This is a genomic window from Amycolatopsis sp. NPDC104587 (assembly GCF_055583645.1).
The window spans coordinates 1-14,045 of the sequence record NZ_JBVJNO010000019.1; the positions used below are offsets into that span (position 1 = coordinate 1).

16 protein-coding genes are annotated in these 14,045 nt (G+C 71.0%); 11 read left to right on the forward strand and 5 right to left on the reverse strand.

Annotated elements, in window-relative coordinates:
• Positions 1–104: 104 nt before the first annotated feature.
• A complete protein-coding gene (locus tag ACZ61C_RS41675) occupies positions 105–605 on the reverse strand; it encodes a DUF1707 domain-containing protein (RefSeq protein WP_465313473.1) in 501 nt (166 codons plus the stop codon).
• 78 nt (positions 606–683) lie between these two features.
• On the opposite strand from ACZ61C_RS41675, the gene xerD reads away from it, so the two are divergent.
• The 7 genes from xerD (at position 684) to ACZ61C_RS41710 (ending at position 7,560) form a co-directional block, all read left to right on the forward strand.
• Entirely contained in the window at positions 684–1,613 is a 930-nt protein-coding gene (gene xerD / locus ACZ61C_RS41680) for a site-specific tyrosine recombinase XerD (RefSeq protein ID WP_465313474.1), read from the forward strand.
• A 146-nt stretch (positions 1,614–1,759) separates the two neighbouring features.
• Positions 1,760–2,731: a ParA family protein gene (locus ACZ61C_RS41685; RefSeq protein ID WP_465313475.1), complete on the forward strand. Its 972-nt coding sequence runs from the start codon at positions 1,760–1,762 to the stop codon at positions 2,729–2,731.
• Entirely contained in the window at positions 2,728–3,132 is a 405-nt protein-coding gene (locus tag ACZ61C_RS41690; protein ID WP_465313476.1) for a cobyrinic acid a,c-diamide synthase, read from the forward strand. The genes ACZ61C_RS41685 and ACZ61C_RS41690 overlap by 4 nt, the downstream gene beginning before the upstream one ends.
• Positions 3,132–4,040: a segregation and condensation protein A gene (locus ACZ61C_RS41695; protein ID WP_465313477.1), complete on the forward strand. Its 909-nt coding sequence runs from the start codon at positions 3,132–3,134 to the stop codon at positions 4,038–4,040. Before ACZ61C_RS41690 ends, ACZ61C_RS41695 begins: the two co-directional genes overlap by 1 nt.
• The gene (gene scpB, locus ACZ61C_RS41700; protein ID WP_465313478.1) at positions 4,037–4,885 is read left to right on the forward strand and encodes an SMC-Scp complex subunit ScpB; all 849 of its coding nucleotides are present in this window, start codon (positions 4,037–4,039) and stop codon (positions 4,883–4,885) included. Before ACZ61C_RS41695 ends, scpB begins: the two co-directional genes overlap by 4 nt.
• Positions 4,872–5,624, forward strand: a complete 753-nt coding sequence (locus ACZ61C_RS41705) for a pseudouridine synthase (protein ID WP_465313479.1) — start codon at positions 4,872–4,874, stop codon at positions 5,622–5,624. Before scpB ends, ACZ61C_RS41705 begins: the two co-directional genes overlap by 14 nt.
• 94 nt (positions 5,625–5,718) lie before the next feature.
• The gene (locus tag ACZ61C_RS41710) at positions 5,719–7,560 is read left to right on the forward strand and encodes a Xaa-Pro dipeptidyl-peptidase (protein WP_465313480.1); all 1,842 of its coding nucleotides are present in this window, start codon (positions 5,719–5,721) and stop codon (positions 7,558–7,560) included.
• Here ACZ61C_RS41710 and ACZ61C_RS41715 read toward each other — a convergent pair.
• The 4 genes from ACZ61C_RS41715 to ACZ61C_RS41730 form a co-directional block, all read right to left on the reverse strand.
• A complete protein-coding gene (locus tag ACZ61C_RS41715; RefSeq protein ID WP_465313481.1) occupies positions 7,557–7,688 on the reverse strand; it encodes a hypothetical protein in 132 nt (43 codons plus the stop codon). The genes ACZ61C_RS41710 and ACZ61C_RS41715 overlap by 4 nt on opposite strands.
• Positions 7,689–8,192: 504 nt before the next feature.
• Positions 8,193–9,386: a cation:proton antiporter gene (locus ACZ61C_RS41720; RefSeq protein ID WP_465313482.1), complete on the reverse strand. Its 1,194-nt coding sequence runs from the start codon at positions 9,384–9,386 to the stop codon at positions 8,193–8,195.
• A gap of 7 nt (positions 9,387–9,393) precedes the next feature.
• The gene (locus tag ACZ61C_RS41725; RefSeq protein ID WP_465313483.1) at positions 9,394–9,876 is read right to left on the reverse strand and encodes a cation:proton antiporter regulatory subunit; all 483 of its coding nucleotides are present in this window, start codon (positions 9,874–9,876) and stop codon (positions 9,394–9,396) included.
• Between the two features lie 36 nt (positions 9,877–9,912).
• On the reverse strand, positions 9,913–10,281 hold the full coding sequence (locus tag ACZ61C_RS41730) for a DUF4267 domain-containing protein (RefSeq protein WP_465313484.1): 369 nt from the start codon (positions 10,279–10,281) through the stop codon (positions 9,913–9,915).
• A gap of 112 nt (positions 10,282–10,393) precedes the next feature.
• Between ACZ61C_RS41730 and ACZ61C_RS41735 the strand changes: the two genes are divergently transcribed.
• The 4 genes from ACZ61C_RS41735 to der all read left to right on the forward strand — a co-directional run bounded on the left by ACZ61C_RS41735 (position 10,394) and on the right by der (position 13,877).
• Positions 10,394–10,939 (forward strand): TetR/AcrR family transcriptional regulator, encoded by a 546-nt coding sequence (locus ACZ61C_RS41735; RefSeq protein WP_465313655.1) that lies wholly within the window; start codon positions 10,394–10,396, stop codon positions 10,937–10,939.
• A 91-nt stretch (positions 10,940–11,030) separates the two neighbouring features.
• Positions 11,031–11,735, forward strand: coding sequence for a (d)CMP kinase (gene cmk, locus ACZ61C_RS41740; protein ID WP_465313656.1), 705 nt, complete (start codon positions 11,031–11,033; stop codon positions 11,733–11,735).
• Positions 11,732–12,391 (forward strand): lysophospholipid acyltransferase family protein, encoded by a 660-nt coding sequence (locus ACZ61C_RS41745; protein WP_465313485.1) that lies wholly within the window; start codon positions 11,732–11,734, stop codon positions 12,389–12,391. The genes cmk and ACZ61C_RS41745 overlap by 4 nt, the downstream gene beginning before the upstream one ends.
• A 16-nt stretch (positions 12,392–12,407) precedes the next feature.
• On the forward strand, positions 12,408–13,877 hold the full coding sequence (der, locus tag ACZ61C_RS41750; protein WP_465313486.1) for a ribosome biogenesis GTPase Der: 1,470 nt from the start codon (positions 12,408–12,410) through the stop codon (positions 13,875–13,877).
• The last annotated feature ends 168 nt before the right edge of the window (positions 13,878–14,045 follow it).

Genomic DNA, 14,045 nt, shown 5'->3' on the forward strand with positions numbered 1-14,045 from the left:
GAACCCTCACCCGAACCCCCCAAGGCGGCCTTGGGTGCGTCAGACGCACCGAAGGCCGCCTTGGGTGCGTCTGACGCACCGAAGGCCACATTGGGGCGCTCGGGTCAGGGGCGCAGCGGGCGGCCTTCGGCGTCGAGACCGCCGTGGGCCAGCAGCGCGATGCCGTCGATGATCGGCCAGATCACGCCGAAGCCGAAGGTGATCATGCAGACGAACAGCTGCAGCAGGCCCAGGCCGATCTGGCCGGTGTAGAACCGGCCCACGCCGAAGGGCAGCACGATCTGCAGCACGCCGGCGACGGTCTTCGACCGGTAGGAGTAGGGGACCGGCATCGGCTGCGAGTAGGGCATCGGCATCGGGGGCTGGGTGTACATCGGCACGGGCATCGGCATCGCGGTCGATGGCGGCCCGAAGAACCCCGGGTGCGGCTGCGGCAGGTCGGCGAACAGCGGCCGCAGGTCGCCCAGGGTGGCCGCCGCGTAGGCGTCCGTCACCCGCGTCTCGTACTCGTCCGGCGTGATGCGGCCCATGCCGAAGTGGTCGGCGAGCAGCCTCGCCGCTTCTTCGCGCTCGGCCGTGCCGATGCGGAGCTGGTCCGACTCCATGAATCCAAGGTAACCGCGTCAAGCTGAGAACGGGGTTTCTGCCGGGTCACAGGTCTCGCGCGGCCTAAGGTGTCCGACGTGGCAGTCGCGGGCAGCACGGCCGAGGCGATCGCCGCGTACCTCGACCACCTGGTCGTCGAACGCGGGACCGCGCGCAACACGCTGGACAGCTACGCCCGTGACCTGCGCCGGTACGCCGCGCACCTCGACGGCGCGGGCATCGCGAAGATCGCCGACGTCACCGCCGCGCACGTCACGTCCTTCGGCGCCGCTCTCCGGGAAGGCGACGGCGAGCACAAGCCGCTGGCCGCGTCGTCGGCCGCGCGGGCGCTCGTCGCCGCGCGGGGCCTGCACAAGTTCGCCCACGCCGAGGGCCTCACCGAGCACAACCCCGCCCGCGAGGTCCGGCCGCCGACCCCCGCGAAGCGGCTGCCGAAGGCACTGCCGGTCGACGACGTCCTGCGGTTGCTGGAGACCCCACCGCCGGACGGCGAACGGCCGTTGCGCGACCGGGCGCTGCTGGAAGTGCTCTACTCCACCGGCGCCCGGATCTCCGAGGCGGTCGGCCTGGACGTCGACGACGTCGACGACACCGAACGCACCGTGCTGCTCGACGGCAAGGGCGGCAAGCAGCGGCTGGTCCCGATCGGCCGTCCCGCGCTCGCCGCGTTGCACGCCTACACCGTCCGCGCGCGGCCCGCGCTGGCCGCCCACGGCCGCGGCACCGCGGCGCTGTTCCTCAACGCCCGCGGCAGCCGGCTTTCGCGGCAGAGCGCGTGGCAGGTCCTCAAGGACACCGCCGAACGGGCGGGGATCGTCGCCGCGGTCTCGCCGCACACGCTCCGCCACTCCTTCGCCACGCACCTGCTCGAAGGCGGCGCGGACGTCCGTGTCGTCCAGGAACTGCTCGGCCACGCTTCGGTGACCACGACGCAGGTGTACACGCTGGTCACGGTCAACACGCTGCGCGAGGTGTACGCGACGGCGCATCCGCGGGCGTTGGGCTAGACGGCCCTATAGAGGGCGAACAGCCTTCCTACGCTGGACCGACGGTCGAGTGACATTGCCCCCTCGGGTCCGGCGCGTTGCTTTGCCGGGGCTCCGGCTCCGCGCATAGGCTGCGGCGGACTCGACCAACAAGGAGCTTTCCCGCCATGTCGACACCGAACCAGCCGGCCCACCCGGCCGAGTCCGCCGGGTCGGCGGCGGCGAACCTCAACGACATCAAGATCGCGACCCCGGCCGTGCACGACGGGGACGACCCGGGCGAGCGCAACGGCAAGAAGGTGAAGCTCGAAGGGATCGGGCCGACCGGCCGCCCGATCCGCGAGCACGCCGATCCGGCGCCGCTGGAGCGGCACGGCCCGGCCAAGATCATGGCGATGTGCAACCAGAAGGGCGGCGTCGGCAAGACGACGTCGACCATCAACCTGGGCGCCGCCCTCGCCGAGTACGGCCGCAAGGTGCTGCTCGTCGACTTCGACCCGCAGGGCGCGCTCGCGGTCGGTCTCGGCATCCAGCCGCACGAACTGGACCAGACGGTCTACAACGCCATCATGGAGCGGTCGGTCAGCGCGACCGACGTGCTGATGAAAACCCGCGTCGACGGCGTTGACCTGCTGCCGAGCAACATCGACCTGTCCGCGGCGGAGGTCCAGCTCGTCGCTGAGGTAGGGCGCGAGCACACGTTGTTACGGGTCCTTCGTCCGGTCATGAACGACTACGACTATGTTCTTGTCGACTGCCAGCCCTCACTCGGCTTGCTCACGGTGAACGCGCTGACCGCCGCGGACGGCGTGATCATCCCGCTCGAGTGCGAGTTCTTCAGTCTCCGAGGCGTCGCGCTCCTGATCGACACGATCGAGAAGGTGCAGGAACGCCTCAACCCCAAACTGGACATAGTCGGGATTCTCGCCACCATGTACGACCCGAGAACCCTGCACTCGAAGGAGGTCATGGCTCGCGTGGTGGAGGCATTCGGCGAGACCGTGTTCGACACGGTCATCAACCGCACGGTGCGGTTCCCCGAGACGACGGTCGCGGGTGAGCCGATCACGACCTGGGCGCCCAAGTCGGCCGGCGCCGCGGCGTACCGCCAGCTTGCTCGCGAGGTGATCGCTCGGTGAGCAGGCGCGCCTCCCTGCCCGGAGCGTCGGAGCTCTTCCGCCTCACCTCCAGTCCCGCTCTCGACCTCCCGCCCCAGACGCCACCGGCGCCCGCCGAGCCCGTCGAACCGGCGGGCAACGGCCGGACGGAGCAGCTCGCCCGCAGCGCTGCCCCGCACGGGTCCGGCCGGACCAAGCACGACGCGAAGATCACCGTGTACGTGTCCGGGGACGAGCTCGTGGCCATGGAACAGGCCCGGCTGACGCTGCGGGCCAAGCACGAGCTGGTCGTCGACCGCGGCCGGCTGGTCCGCGAGGCCGTCGCGGTGCTCCTGGCGGACTTCGACCAGAACGGCGAAGAGTCGGTGCTGGTGCAGCGGCTGCGGGTGGTCGGCTCAGACGGCGGCGAAACCGAGGGCTGATGGACGAGTCGGCACCGGCCCCGGCTGACGCGCCGGAGGCCCCGGAGCCGCATCAGACGGTGCACGGCGGGATGATTCCCGAAGGCGTGAACACCGAGGAACTGAGCACGTCGAAGTTCAAGGTGCGGCTGGCCAACTTCGAGGGGCCGTTCGACCTGCTGCTGCAGCTGATCTCGCAGCACCAGCTCGACGTCACCGAGGTGGCCCTGCACCGGGTCACCGACGACTTCATCGCGTACACCCGGGCGCTGGGCACCGACTGGAACCTCGACGAGACGACCGAGTTCCTGGTCATCGCGGCGACGCTGCTGGACCTCAAGGCGGCGCGGCTGCTGCCGTCGGCCGAGGTGGAGAGCGAAGACGACCTCGCGCTGCTCGAAGCCCGCGACCTGCTGTTCGCGCGGATCCTGCAGTACCGCGCGTACAAGCAGGTGGCGGCCCTGTTCGGCGAGCTGGAGCAGGGCGCGCTGCGGCGCTACCCGCGGTCGGTGGCGCTGGAGGAGCGGTTCGTCGGGCTGCTGCCCGAGGTCATGCTGGGCGTGACACCGGCGAAGTTCGCGGAGATCGCGGTGGCGGTGTTCCGGCCGAAGCCGCCGCCCACGGTGTCGATCGCCCACATCCACATGGGCCGCATCTCGGTGCGCGAGCACGCGGCGATCCTGCGGGTGATGCTGGCCGAGCGCGGCCAGGCGACGTTCGGCGAGCTGGTCGACGACTGCGAGCACACGGTCGAGATCGTGGCGCGGTTCCTGGCGCTGCTGGAGCTCTACCGCGAGGCGACGGTCCAGTTCGAGCAGACCGAGGCACTGGCCGAGCTGCACGTCCGCTGGACGGGCGGCTCGAAGGAAGAAGCCTCCGCGGCGGCCGAGCTGGACCGTGCTGCCGGAGACGAAGAGGAGTACGGGTGACCTCCGAAGAGAACGAGCCGTCGGCTGAGCCGTCGGCGACGGCGGCCGAGGTGGCGCTGGAAGAGGCCGCGGCGGAGCTGGCACTGGACGAGGCCCTGTCCGGCGAACCGGTGACCGAAGACGGCGACCCGGTGGAGCCCGTGGCCGAGGTGTTCGCCACCGAGCCCGCACTTTCACGTGAAAGTGCGGGTCCCGAGGTGGACCTTTCACGTGAAAGTGCGCCCGCGGGGGAGCCCGAGGCCGCCGATGACCCCGCGTCCGACCTGGTCGCCGCCGGGGACGCCGACGCCTTCCCCGACCTCGCCGCCGACGAGGCCCTCGAAGCCGCCCTCGAGGCCCTTCTCCTGGTCGTCGACTCTCCCGCGAGTGAAGAGCTCCTCGCCGAAACCCTCGGCCAACCCAAGTCGCGCATCGTCGTGGCCCTGCGGACCATGGCGCAGAAGTTCACCGACCGGACCAGCGGGATCGACCTGCGGCGCGTCGGTGAAGGGTGGCGGTTCTACACTAGGGACGTCCATGCCCCGTTCGTGGAGAAGCTCCTGCTGGACGGCCAGCGGTCGAAGCTGACCCGGGCCGCGCTGGAGAGCCTCGCCGTGATCGCCTACCGGCAGCCGGTGACCCGGGCCAGGGTCGCCGCGGTGCGGGGTGTGAACGTGGATGGCGTCATCCGGACGCTGCTCGCGCGCGGCCTCATCGAAGAGATGGGGACCGACCCCGAGACGACCGGGACGCTGTACGTGACGACCGAGCTGTTCCTGGAGCGACTGGGGCTGTCGTCACTGAACGACCTGCCCGCGATCGCTCCGTTGCTACCCGAAGTGGACACCATCGATGACATCCAGTGAACACCCCGACGGCATCCGCCTGCAGAAGGTGCTGTCGCAGGCCGGGGTCGCCTCCCGGCGGGCGGCGGAAGACCTGATCGTGGCCGGCCGGGTCGAGGTGGACGGCCAGGTCGTCACCGAGCTGGGTCGCCGCGTCAACCCGGACGAGGCGGTCATCCACGTCGACGGCACCCGCGTGAACCTGCGCGACGACCTCATCTACCTCGCCCTGAACAAACCCAAGGGCGTGCACTCGACGATGTCGGACGACCGCGGCCGCCCGTGCGTGGGCGACTACCTGGCCGGCCGCTACGAGGAGACCCCGGGCGTCGTCCACGTCGGTCGGCTCGACGAGAACACCGAGGGCCTGCTGCTGCTGACCAACGACGGTGACCTCGGCCACCGGCTGATGCACCCGTCCTACCGGGTGCTCAAGACCTACCTCGCCGAGGTCGACGGCCTGGTGCCGCGCGGGCTCGGCAAGGAGCTGCGGGGCGGCTGGGAGCTGCCGGACGGCATCGTCAAGGTCGACCAGTTCCGGGTCAAGGACATGCACTCCGGCAAGTCGCTGGTCGAGCTGGTCATCCACGAGGGCAAGAAGCACATCGTGCGCCGCCTGCTCAAGGACACCGGCCACCCGGTGCTGAAGCTGGTCCGCACCGCGGTCGGCGACGTCCAGCTCGGCAACCAGCGCGTCGGCTCGATCCGGCGGCTGACGAAGGGCGAGGTCGGCGCGCTTTACCGCAACGTGGAGCTCTGACCGCTTTTCGGGGGTCCGGGTGGCGAAGCCCCGGTTGGCACAGTCCCGACTTTCCGCCGTGGCGCGCGCCCGCCGCCACTGCCAGCGTGGAGCCATGCGACCCGGTCTGGCACTGCTCGCGCTCATCCTCTTCACGACGTTCCTCCCCGGGGTGGCGCACGCGGCGCCCAGGGCGAGCGAACCGGTCTACGACTACACGAAGGCGATCCGCGAGACCGTCTGGGTGGACATCGGCCACGACGGGGACGGTGACGGCAAGCCCGACCGCGTCGCCGCCGACATCGTGCGGCCCAGTGAAGCGACCGGCCGCGTCCCGGTGATCATGGACGCGAGCCCGTACTACTCGTGCTGCGGGCGCGGCAACGAGAGCGAGCTGAAGACGTACGACAGCGCCGGGAAACCGGTGAAGTTCCCGCTGTTCTACGACAACTACTTCGTGCCGCGCGGGTACGCCGTGGTGCTCGTGGACCTCGCCGGGACGAACCGGTCGGCCGGCTGCGCGGACGTCGGCGGCAGCTCCGACGTCGATTCGGCGCGCAAGGTCGTCGACTGGCTCAACGGCCGCGCGACCGGCTACAGCGCGAAGACCGGTGGCAGCGCCGTGAGCGCGGGCTGGAGCACCGGGAACGTCGGCATGATCGGCAAGTCCTACGACGGCACGATCGCCAACGGCGTCGCGGCGACCGGGGTCGCCGGGCTGAAGACCATCGTGCCGATCTCCGCGATCAGCTCCTGGTACGACTACTACCGCTCCGACGGCGCGACCTTCGGCTTCAACCCGGACGGGCTGGCGCAGACCGTCGAAGCGCGCAACAGCGGCCAGAACTGCTCGGCGCAGAACCAGGTGCTCCGGCAGGGCGCGACGGCCAACGGCGACTACGGGCCGCTCTGGGCCGATCGCGACTACGTCACCCACGCGGGCACCGTGCGGGCGAGCGTGCTGCTGTCCCACGGGGTCAACGACCTCAACGTCAAGACGATCCACTTCGGGCAGTGGTGGGACGCGCTGAAGGTCGAGAAGAAGATCTGGCTGTCGCAGACCGGGCACGTCGACCCGTTCGACTACCGCCGCGACGGCTGGGTGGACCTGCTGCACCGGTGGTTCGACCACTACCTGCTCGGCCTCGACAACGGCGTCCAGAACGGGCCGCAGGCCAGCGTCGAGCGGCAGCCGGACCAGTGGGTGGACCAGAGCGCCTACCCGGCCGCCAACGCCGTGACCACGGCACTGCGGCCGCACACCGGTGGCACGCTCGGGACGGCGGCGGCGAGCGGGACGGCGTCGTTCACCGACAACCCGAACCTCGGCGAAGACACCTGGGTGACGAACCCGGGCACCGCCGCGCTGACCTACTCGACCGGGACGCTGGCCTCGGCCCTGCAGGTGTCCGGGACGTCGAAGATCACGGTGACGGCGACGCCGAGCACGGCGTCGGCGCGGCTTTCGGCGCTGCTGGTGGACCTCGGCCCGGCGACGATCCGCAACTTCGCGGGCAGCGGCGAGGGCATCAAGACGGGGACGACGGAGAACTGCTGGGGCTCGTCGACGACGGGCGACGACGCCTGTTACCGCGTGGCGTCCGCGGACGTGAAGAAGGTGAACTACACCATCCTCAGCCGTGGCTGGGCGGACCTGGCGAACTACGCTTCCCTTTCCCAGGAACAGGTCCTGACGCCGGGCACGCCGTACACGATGACGTTCGACCTGGCTTCCACGGACCACGTCGTGCCGAAGGGCCACGCGCTGGCGTTGGTCATCGGCGGCACGGACGGCAGCTTCATCCGCGGGCCGGCCCAGCCGGGCCGGGTGACGCTGGACCTGGCGAAGACGTCGGTGTCGGTCCCGCTGGCCGGAGTCGTCCCGGCCGCCTCGACCCACCCGTCCCTCGGCGGTGGCGTGTTCGTGCCGTCGGCGGGCCGGGCGGACCTGCGCTAGTCGTACTCGCGGGAAAGGACGTCGACGCGGCCGGTCGCGTGGTCGGCCCGGACGGTGTCCAGGCCCATGCCGTCCAGCTCGGCGATGGCCGCGGCGTGCGCCGTGGTGTTCACCGGCAGCATGCCCACCGGGCCATGGCTCCATCAGCCGGCTCGCCGACGCCGAGGGCAGGTCCTCGTCGACGGCGATGTGCACCAGCAGGTGTTCCCTCGCCGTGTCGAGCCGGCGCGCGTGGGAGACTCAAACCGTGCGGACCGCCGGGAACTCGCGGATCCGGCGCATCGCGGCGTCGCGCAGGGCCACCGCCGCCGGGTCGCGCGACCAGGTGAGCTCCAGCCGCTCGCCGGGGAGCTCGGGCCCAGCCGCCCGGCGAGTGGAGCGCCAGGGTCTCGACCCCGGTGTTCAGGACGATGTCCAGCAGCCGCACTGCGTCGCAGAGGACGGCCCCGGTCGCATCGGAAGCCGGTCCGCGCAGTACGCCTCGCTGACGAAGCCCGGGATCGCGGGCGTGCTGGGCGGACCTGCGCTGACCCCAGCACCCCAAGGCGGCCCTGGTTGCGTTCAACGCACCGAAGGCCGCTTTGGGTGCGTTGAACGCACCGAAGGCCACATTGGGGCGCTCGGGACCTGCGTCAGCTTGCCTCGGCGGGAGCGGTCTTCGCAGCCGATTTCCGTTGCAGGGCGCGGGAGACCGGCTCGACGACGCGCGCGGCCGTCGGGCCGAGGATGGCCATCAGCAGGACGTACGCCGTGGCCAGCGCGGCCAGTTCGCCGTCCACCGCGCCCGCCGTCACCGCCAGGCCCGCGATCACGATCGAGAACTCGCCGCGGGCCACCAGCGCCGCTCCGGCGCGGGCCCGGCCCATCTTCCCGATGCCCTGGCGGCGCGCGGCCCACCAGCCGGTGCCGACCTTCGTCAACGTCGTCACCACGGCCAGCACGACGGCCCAGCCGAGCACCGGCGGGATCGACGCCGGGTTCGTGTTGAGGCCGAACACCACGAAGAACACCGCGGCGAACAGGTCCCGCAGCGGCTCGAGCATGTGCGTCGCGTTCTCCGCCGTCGAGCCGGAGATCGCGATGCCGAGCAGGAACGCGCCGACCGCGGCCGACACCTGCATCGCCGACGCCAGCCCGGCCACCAGCAGCGCCGCGCCGAGCACCTTGAGCAGGAACACCTCGCGGTCCGGGCTGTCGACGGCGGCCGAGACGTACCGGCCGAACTTCAGCGCGATCACCAGCACGACCGTGATCACCATGAGCGAGATCCCGACGGCTTCCAGGCCGCCGAGGAAGCTGACGCCGCCCAGCACCGCCGTGAGGATCGGCAGGTAGAGCGCCATCACCAGGTCTTCGAAGACGAGGATCGACAGCACCACCGGCGTCTCGCGGTTGCCGAGCCGGCCGAGGTCGCCGAGGACCTTCGCGACGATCCCGGACGACGAGATGTACGTGACACCCGCCATCACCATCGCGCCGACCGGGCCCCAGCCCAGCAGCAGCGCGACGGCCGCGCCGGGGGCGGCGTTGAGGACGATGTCGAGCACCCCCGCCGTCCAGGAGCGGCGCAGCCCGGTGAACAGCTCGGCCGCGGAGTACTCCAGGCCCAGCAGCAACAGCAGCAGGACAACGCCGATTTCGCTGGCCAGGTGCGTGAAGCCGCCGATGTCGGTCAGCGGGATCAGCCCGCCGGAGCCGAAGCAGAGGCCGCCGAGCAGGTAGAGCGGGATGGGGGAGAGGCCGATCTTCCCGGCCAGGCGCCCGAGTGCGCCCAGCACGAAGAAGACCGCCCCCAGTTCGATCAGGGACAGCGCGGTGTGGTCCATCGTGCGCTCAGCCGTACTTCAAGATCTTGACGGCGGCCTCGAGACCCTCGCTCGTCCCCACCGCCACCAGCAGGTCGCCGCCGGTGAGAGCGAAGTCCGGCGTGGGCGAGGGGTGGACCTGACCCGCCCGCGCCACCGCGACCACCGAGACGCCGGTGCGCGTGCGCATCGCGGTGTCGCCGAGCGTCCGGCCGTCGAACGGGCCGGACGGCTTGATCGGCAGCTGCTTCGTGCTGATCCCCGGCAGGTCCTGGTGCTCTTCGGTGAGCTGGGCGACCAGCTGCGGCGCGCCGAGCAGGTTGGCCAGCGTGCCCGCCTCGTCCGCGGTCAGCGGGATCGAGGCGGCGCAGGCGTCGGCGTCATCGGCCTTGGACACGATGAGCTCGGTGTGGCCGTCCCGCTGGGTCACGACGCCGATGCGGCGGCCGGTCCGGGTGCTGAAGTCCTTGCGGACCCCGATGCCGGGCAGGGGGGTTACTTCGACGTTCACCCAACCACCGTAACCCACGTGTCCGATTCGCGACGTTCAGCCGAGCAGGAGCAGCAGTGCGGCGACGATCATCACGACGGAAGTCAGGCCGTGGACGCCGAAGGCGATGACCTTCTTCCCGTGGTGGCGCAGGACGATCAGCATGTCGAAGAGGGGCCAGGCGGCCGCGACGAGGAAGGCCCAGCCCAGCGCGTGCGGGTCGCCGTAGACCATCAGGGCCAGCGGGACCAGGCCCGCGCCGATGTCGCGGCCGCCCTTGACGTTGAGGAAAGCTTCGGCGTTTTCGGGGACGTCGGTGAAGCCGAAGCCCGCGGCGAACTTCGTCGGCGCGAAAAGGTAGTTGAGGCCGACGTAGATGATGCCGAGCGAGACGAGCGCGACGAGGACGTAACCGGTGACGATCATGGTGTTCCCTCCAGTTTTCTAGCGTTGCTAGCGATACTAGCAACGCTAACCTAGCGGCGCTAGTTTGTCTAGCGGTGCTAGTATCACCGGCATGACCCAGCGACAGCGCCGAGTGCGCGACCGGACCGAGCGCGGGCAGCGGATCGTCTCCGCGGCCCGCGAGCTCGCCGAAGCGGAGGGCTGGGACGCGGTCACCACCCGGAAGCTGGCGGCGCTGATCGAGTACAGCCAGCCGGTGCTCTACAGCCACTTCCCCGGCGGCAAGGACGCGATCATGACGGCGGCCGCGCTGGAGGGCTTCGGCGAGCTGGCGACGGAGCTGGCTTCGGCCGGCGACGGCGGCGTCGCGGGGGTGTCGGCGGCGTACGTGGCGTTCGCCGAGGCCAGGCCCGCGTTGTACGACGCGATGTTCACGCTGGCTTCGGAGCTGCCGTTCGCCAGGGACGAGACCCCGGACGTGATGAAGGCCTGCTTCACGGGGCTGCTGGCGGTGATCGAGCCGGTGGCGGACGGCCAGGACGCGGGCGCGCTGACGGAGGTGTTCTGGAGCACCCTGCACGGCTTGGTGACCCTGGACCGCGGTGGCCGCCTGTCCCCGGAGTACCGGAAGGAACGGCTGGCGCTGGTGGTCACCCGCTTCGGCGCGCGGGGCGACTGATCTCCTCCGCGGCCCGACCGGCAGAATGGACCCCGGCGGAGACCAGGACGAGTACGCGAGGAGAGTGCCGGTGACGGGAGCCCTACGAGGTGTGGTCGCGCTGGACGGCCCGTCGGGGACCGGGAAGACCACCGTCGCCCGCAAGCTCGCCCAGCGTCTCGGCGCCGGGTACCTCGACACCGGCGCCATGTACCGGATGGTGACCCTCGCCGTGCTGCGCGCGGGCGTCGACCCGGCCGATCCCCAAGCCGTCGCGCAGCTCGCCGACACCGCCGACTTCGCCATCGGCACCAGCCCCGACCGGCTCGAGATCCGGCTCGCCGGCGAGGACGTCGCCGCCGACATCCGGGGGCCCGAGGTCACCAAGGCCGTTTCGCCCGTCTCGGCCGTGCCGCACGTGCGTGAGCTGCTGGTCGCCCGGCAGCGGCGGATCATCGGCGAGGTCCTCGAGGGGCTCGGCGGCATCGTCGTCGAAGGCCGGGACATCGGCACCGTCGTCGCGCCGGACTCGCCGCTCAAGGTCTACCTGACCGCCTCGGCCGACGTCCGCGCGTCGCGGCGCAGCACCCAGGACAGCGCGGCCGGGCGGAAGTCGTCCGTGGCCGACGCCCTGGCGAGCGTCGAGCGCCGTGACCACCTCGACTCCACCCGCGTGACGTCGCCGCTGCGCGCGGCCGACGACGCCGTGCACGTCGACACCTCGGAACTGTCCATCGACCAGGTGATCGTCGCGCTCAGCGAACTGGCCAGCCACCGCGGCCTGCTGGCGGGGTGCAACGCCGAGGTCGCGCGATGAAAGCTGACGGACTGCCGGAAGGCTCCGTCGGCGCACTCCACGACGCCGGGCGGACTTTCGCCCGGTACCATCTGCGGTCGGCCTTCCGCATCCGCGTGCACGGTCGTGAGCGCATGCCCGCCACCGGGCCGGTGCTCGTGATCGCGAACCACAGCTCCATGGTCGAACCGCAGCTGATCTTCGGAATGCTGCCGCGGCGTTCGGCGTTCCTGGTCAAGGCCGAGCTGTTCAAGGGCCTCGCCGGGAAGTTCCTGGTGGCCATCGGGCAGATCCCGGTCAAGCGCGGCGAGATCGACCGCAAACCGCTGATGACGGCGGTCGGCGTGCTGAAGGACGGCGGTGTGGTCGGGATCTTTCCCGAGGGCACCCGCGGCGCCGGTGACGTCGGCGCGGCCGAGCGTGGCGCGGCGTGGCTGGTCCGGGCGTCCGGCGCGGTCGTGCTGCCGGTCGCGACCCGCGGGACGCTCAAGCCCGCGGACGGCAGGCGGCGCTGGCGCCCTCGCGTGGACATCCTCGTGGGGGAGCCGTTCTCGCCGAAGGTCGGCCCCGGCAAGACCGGGCTCGACCAGGGCACCGAAGAGCTCCGCGGGGAGCTCGCGGCGCTCGTGAAGACTTTGGACGATTGGCGTGGCGAAAACGGATTCGCCACGCCATAAGGGAAATTGGGTTCTGATGGATGAGTTGGACGGCGTCGGCGAGATCGACGGCACCTGGTCGGACGAGACCGAGTTCGCCAGGCTCGACGCGCAGGTCGAGGCGGCGGAAGCAGCCGAAGAGGCGGCTCTCGCGCAACCGGTCCTCGCCGTGGTCGGCCGGCCGAACGTGGGCAAGTCCACGCTGGTCAACCGCATCATCGGCCGCCGCGAAGCCGTGGTGCAGGACGTGCCGGGCGTGACCCGTGACCGCGTCGCCTACGACGCCTTCTGGGGCGGGCGCAAGTTCACCCTGGTCGACACGGGCGGCTGGGAGCCGGACGCGACCGGGCTGCAGGCCTCCGTCGCCGCCCAGGCCGAGCTGGCCATGCAGACCGCGGACGCGATCCTGCTGGTGATCGACGCCTCGGTCGGGGCCACGGCCACCGACGAAGCCGCTTCCAAGGTGCTGCGCCGCTCGAAGAAGCCGGTGCTGCTCGTGGCGAACAAGGTGGACGACGACCGGCTGCTCGCGGACACCGCGTCGCTGTGGTCGCTCGGCCTCGGTGAGCCGCACCCGGTCAGCGCGCTGCACGGCCGCAGCTCCGGCGACCTGCTCGACGCCATCCTCAAGACCCTGCCCGAGGCGCCGCGCGAAGGCGTCGCCGCGACGGCGGGCCCGCGGCGCGTCGCGCTGGTCGGGAAGCCGAACGTCGGCAAGTCGAGCCTGCTGAACAAGCTCTCCGGCGAGCAGCGCTCGGTCGTCGACTCGGTGGCGGGCACCACCGTCGACCCGGTCGACTCGCTGGTCGAGCTGGACGGCGAGACCTGGCGGTTCGTCGACACGGCGGGCCTGCGCAAGCGCGTCAACTTCGCCGCCGGCGCCGAGTACTACGCCTCGCTGCGCACCAAGACCGCGATCGACGCGGCCGAGGTCGCGGTCGTGCTGCTGGACGCGGGCGAGCCCATCTCGGAGCAGGACCTACGGGTGCTGACCATGGTCGTCGAGGCCGGGCGCGCCTGCGTGCTCGTGTTCAACAAGTGGGACCTGGTCGACGAGGACCGGCGGCACGCGATGGTCCGCGAGCTGGAGCGCGGCCTGGTCCGCGTGCCGTGGGCGGAGAAGGTCAACGTCTCGGCGCTGACCGGTCGTTCGGTGCGCAAGATCGCCCCGGCGCTGCGGACGGCGCTGGCGTCGTGGGACAAGCGGGTGCCGACCGGCCAGCTCAACGCGTGGCTGTCCGACCTGATCGCGGCCACCCCGCCGCCGGTGCGCTCCGGCAAGCAGCCGAAGGTGCTGTTCGCGACACAGGCGGGCATCCGGCCGCCGACGCTGGTGCTGTTCACCACCGGGTTCCTCGAGGCGGGCTACCGCCGCTTCATCGAGCGCAAGTTCCGCGAGCGGTTCGGCTTCGAAGGCAGCCCTGTTCGGGTGAATGTGCGCGTCCGCGAAAAGAAGGCAAAGCCGAAGGTGGGCGGAAAAGCGGCGCGGCCCGCCAAATCCCGGTGATTTCCTGACGTCCAGCCTGACGCCCTGGCCTGCGTGCTCTCCGGTGCGACCTGGATCACGCTGGTCAGGGCGGTCTCGGTGAGGTCCGACACTCCATCGTGATCTGGCAGATATGTTTCCTTCACCCGGGAGTATGGTGGAGGGTCGTTGCGGGCGCCTCATTCAGGA

Bases quoted from the DNA above. Each gene is read 5' to 3' on its own strand.
- ACZ61C_RS41685 (WP_465313475.1), top strand. From the start codon at position 1,760: ATGTCGACACCGAACCAGCCGGCCCACCCGGCCGAGTCCGCCGGGTCG.
- ACZ61C_RS41705 (WP_465313479.1), top strand. From the start codon at position 4,872: ATGACATCCAGTGAACACCCCGACGGCATCCGCCTGCAGAAGGTGCTG.
- ACZ61C_RS41730 (WP_465313484.1), bottom strand. From the start codon at position 10,281: ATGATCGTCACCGGTTACGTCCTCGTCGCGCTCGTCTCGCTCGGCATC.
- ACZ61C_RS41745 (WP_465313485.1), top strand. From the start codon at position 11,732: ATGAAAGCTGACGGACTGCCGGAAGGCTCCGTCGGCGCACTCCACGAC.
- ACZ61C_RS41695 (WP_465313477.1), top strand. From the start codon at position 3,132: ATGGACGAGTCGGCACCGGCCCCGGCTGACGCGCCGGAGGCCCCGGAG.
- ACZ61C_RS41720 (WP_465313482.1), bottom strand. From the start codon at position 9,386: ATGGACCACACCGCGCTGTCCCTGATCGAACTGGGGGCGGTCTTCTTC.
- ACZ61C_RS41675 (WP_465313473.1), bottom strand. From the start codon at position 605: ATGGAGTCGGACCAGCTCCGCATCGGCACGGCCGAGCGCGAAGAAGCG.
- der (WP_465313486.1), top strand. From the start codon at position 12,408: ATGGATGAGTTGGACGGCGTCGGCGAGATCGACGGCACCTGGTCGGAC.
- ACZ61C_RS41710 (WP_465313480.1), top strand. From the start codon at position 5,719: ATGCGACCCGGTCTGGCACTGCTCGCGCTCATCCTCTTCACGACGTTC.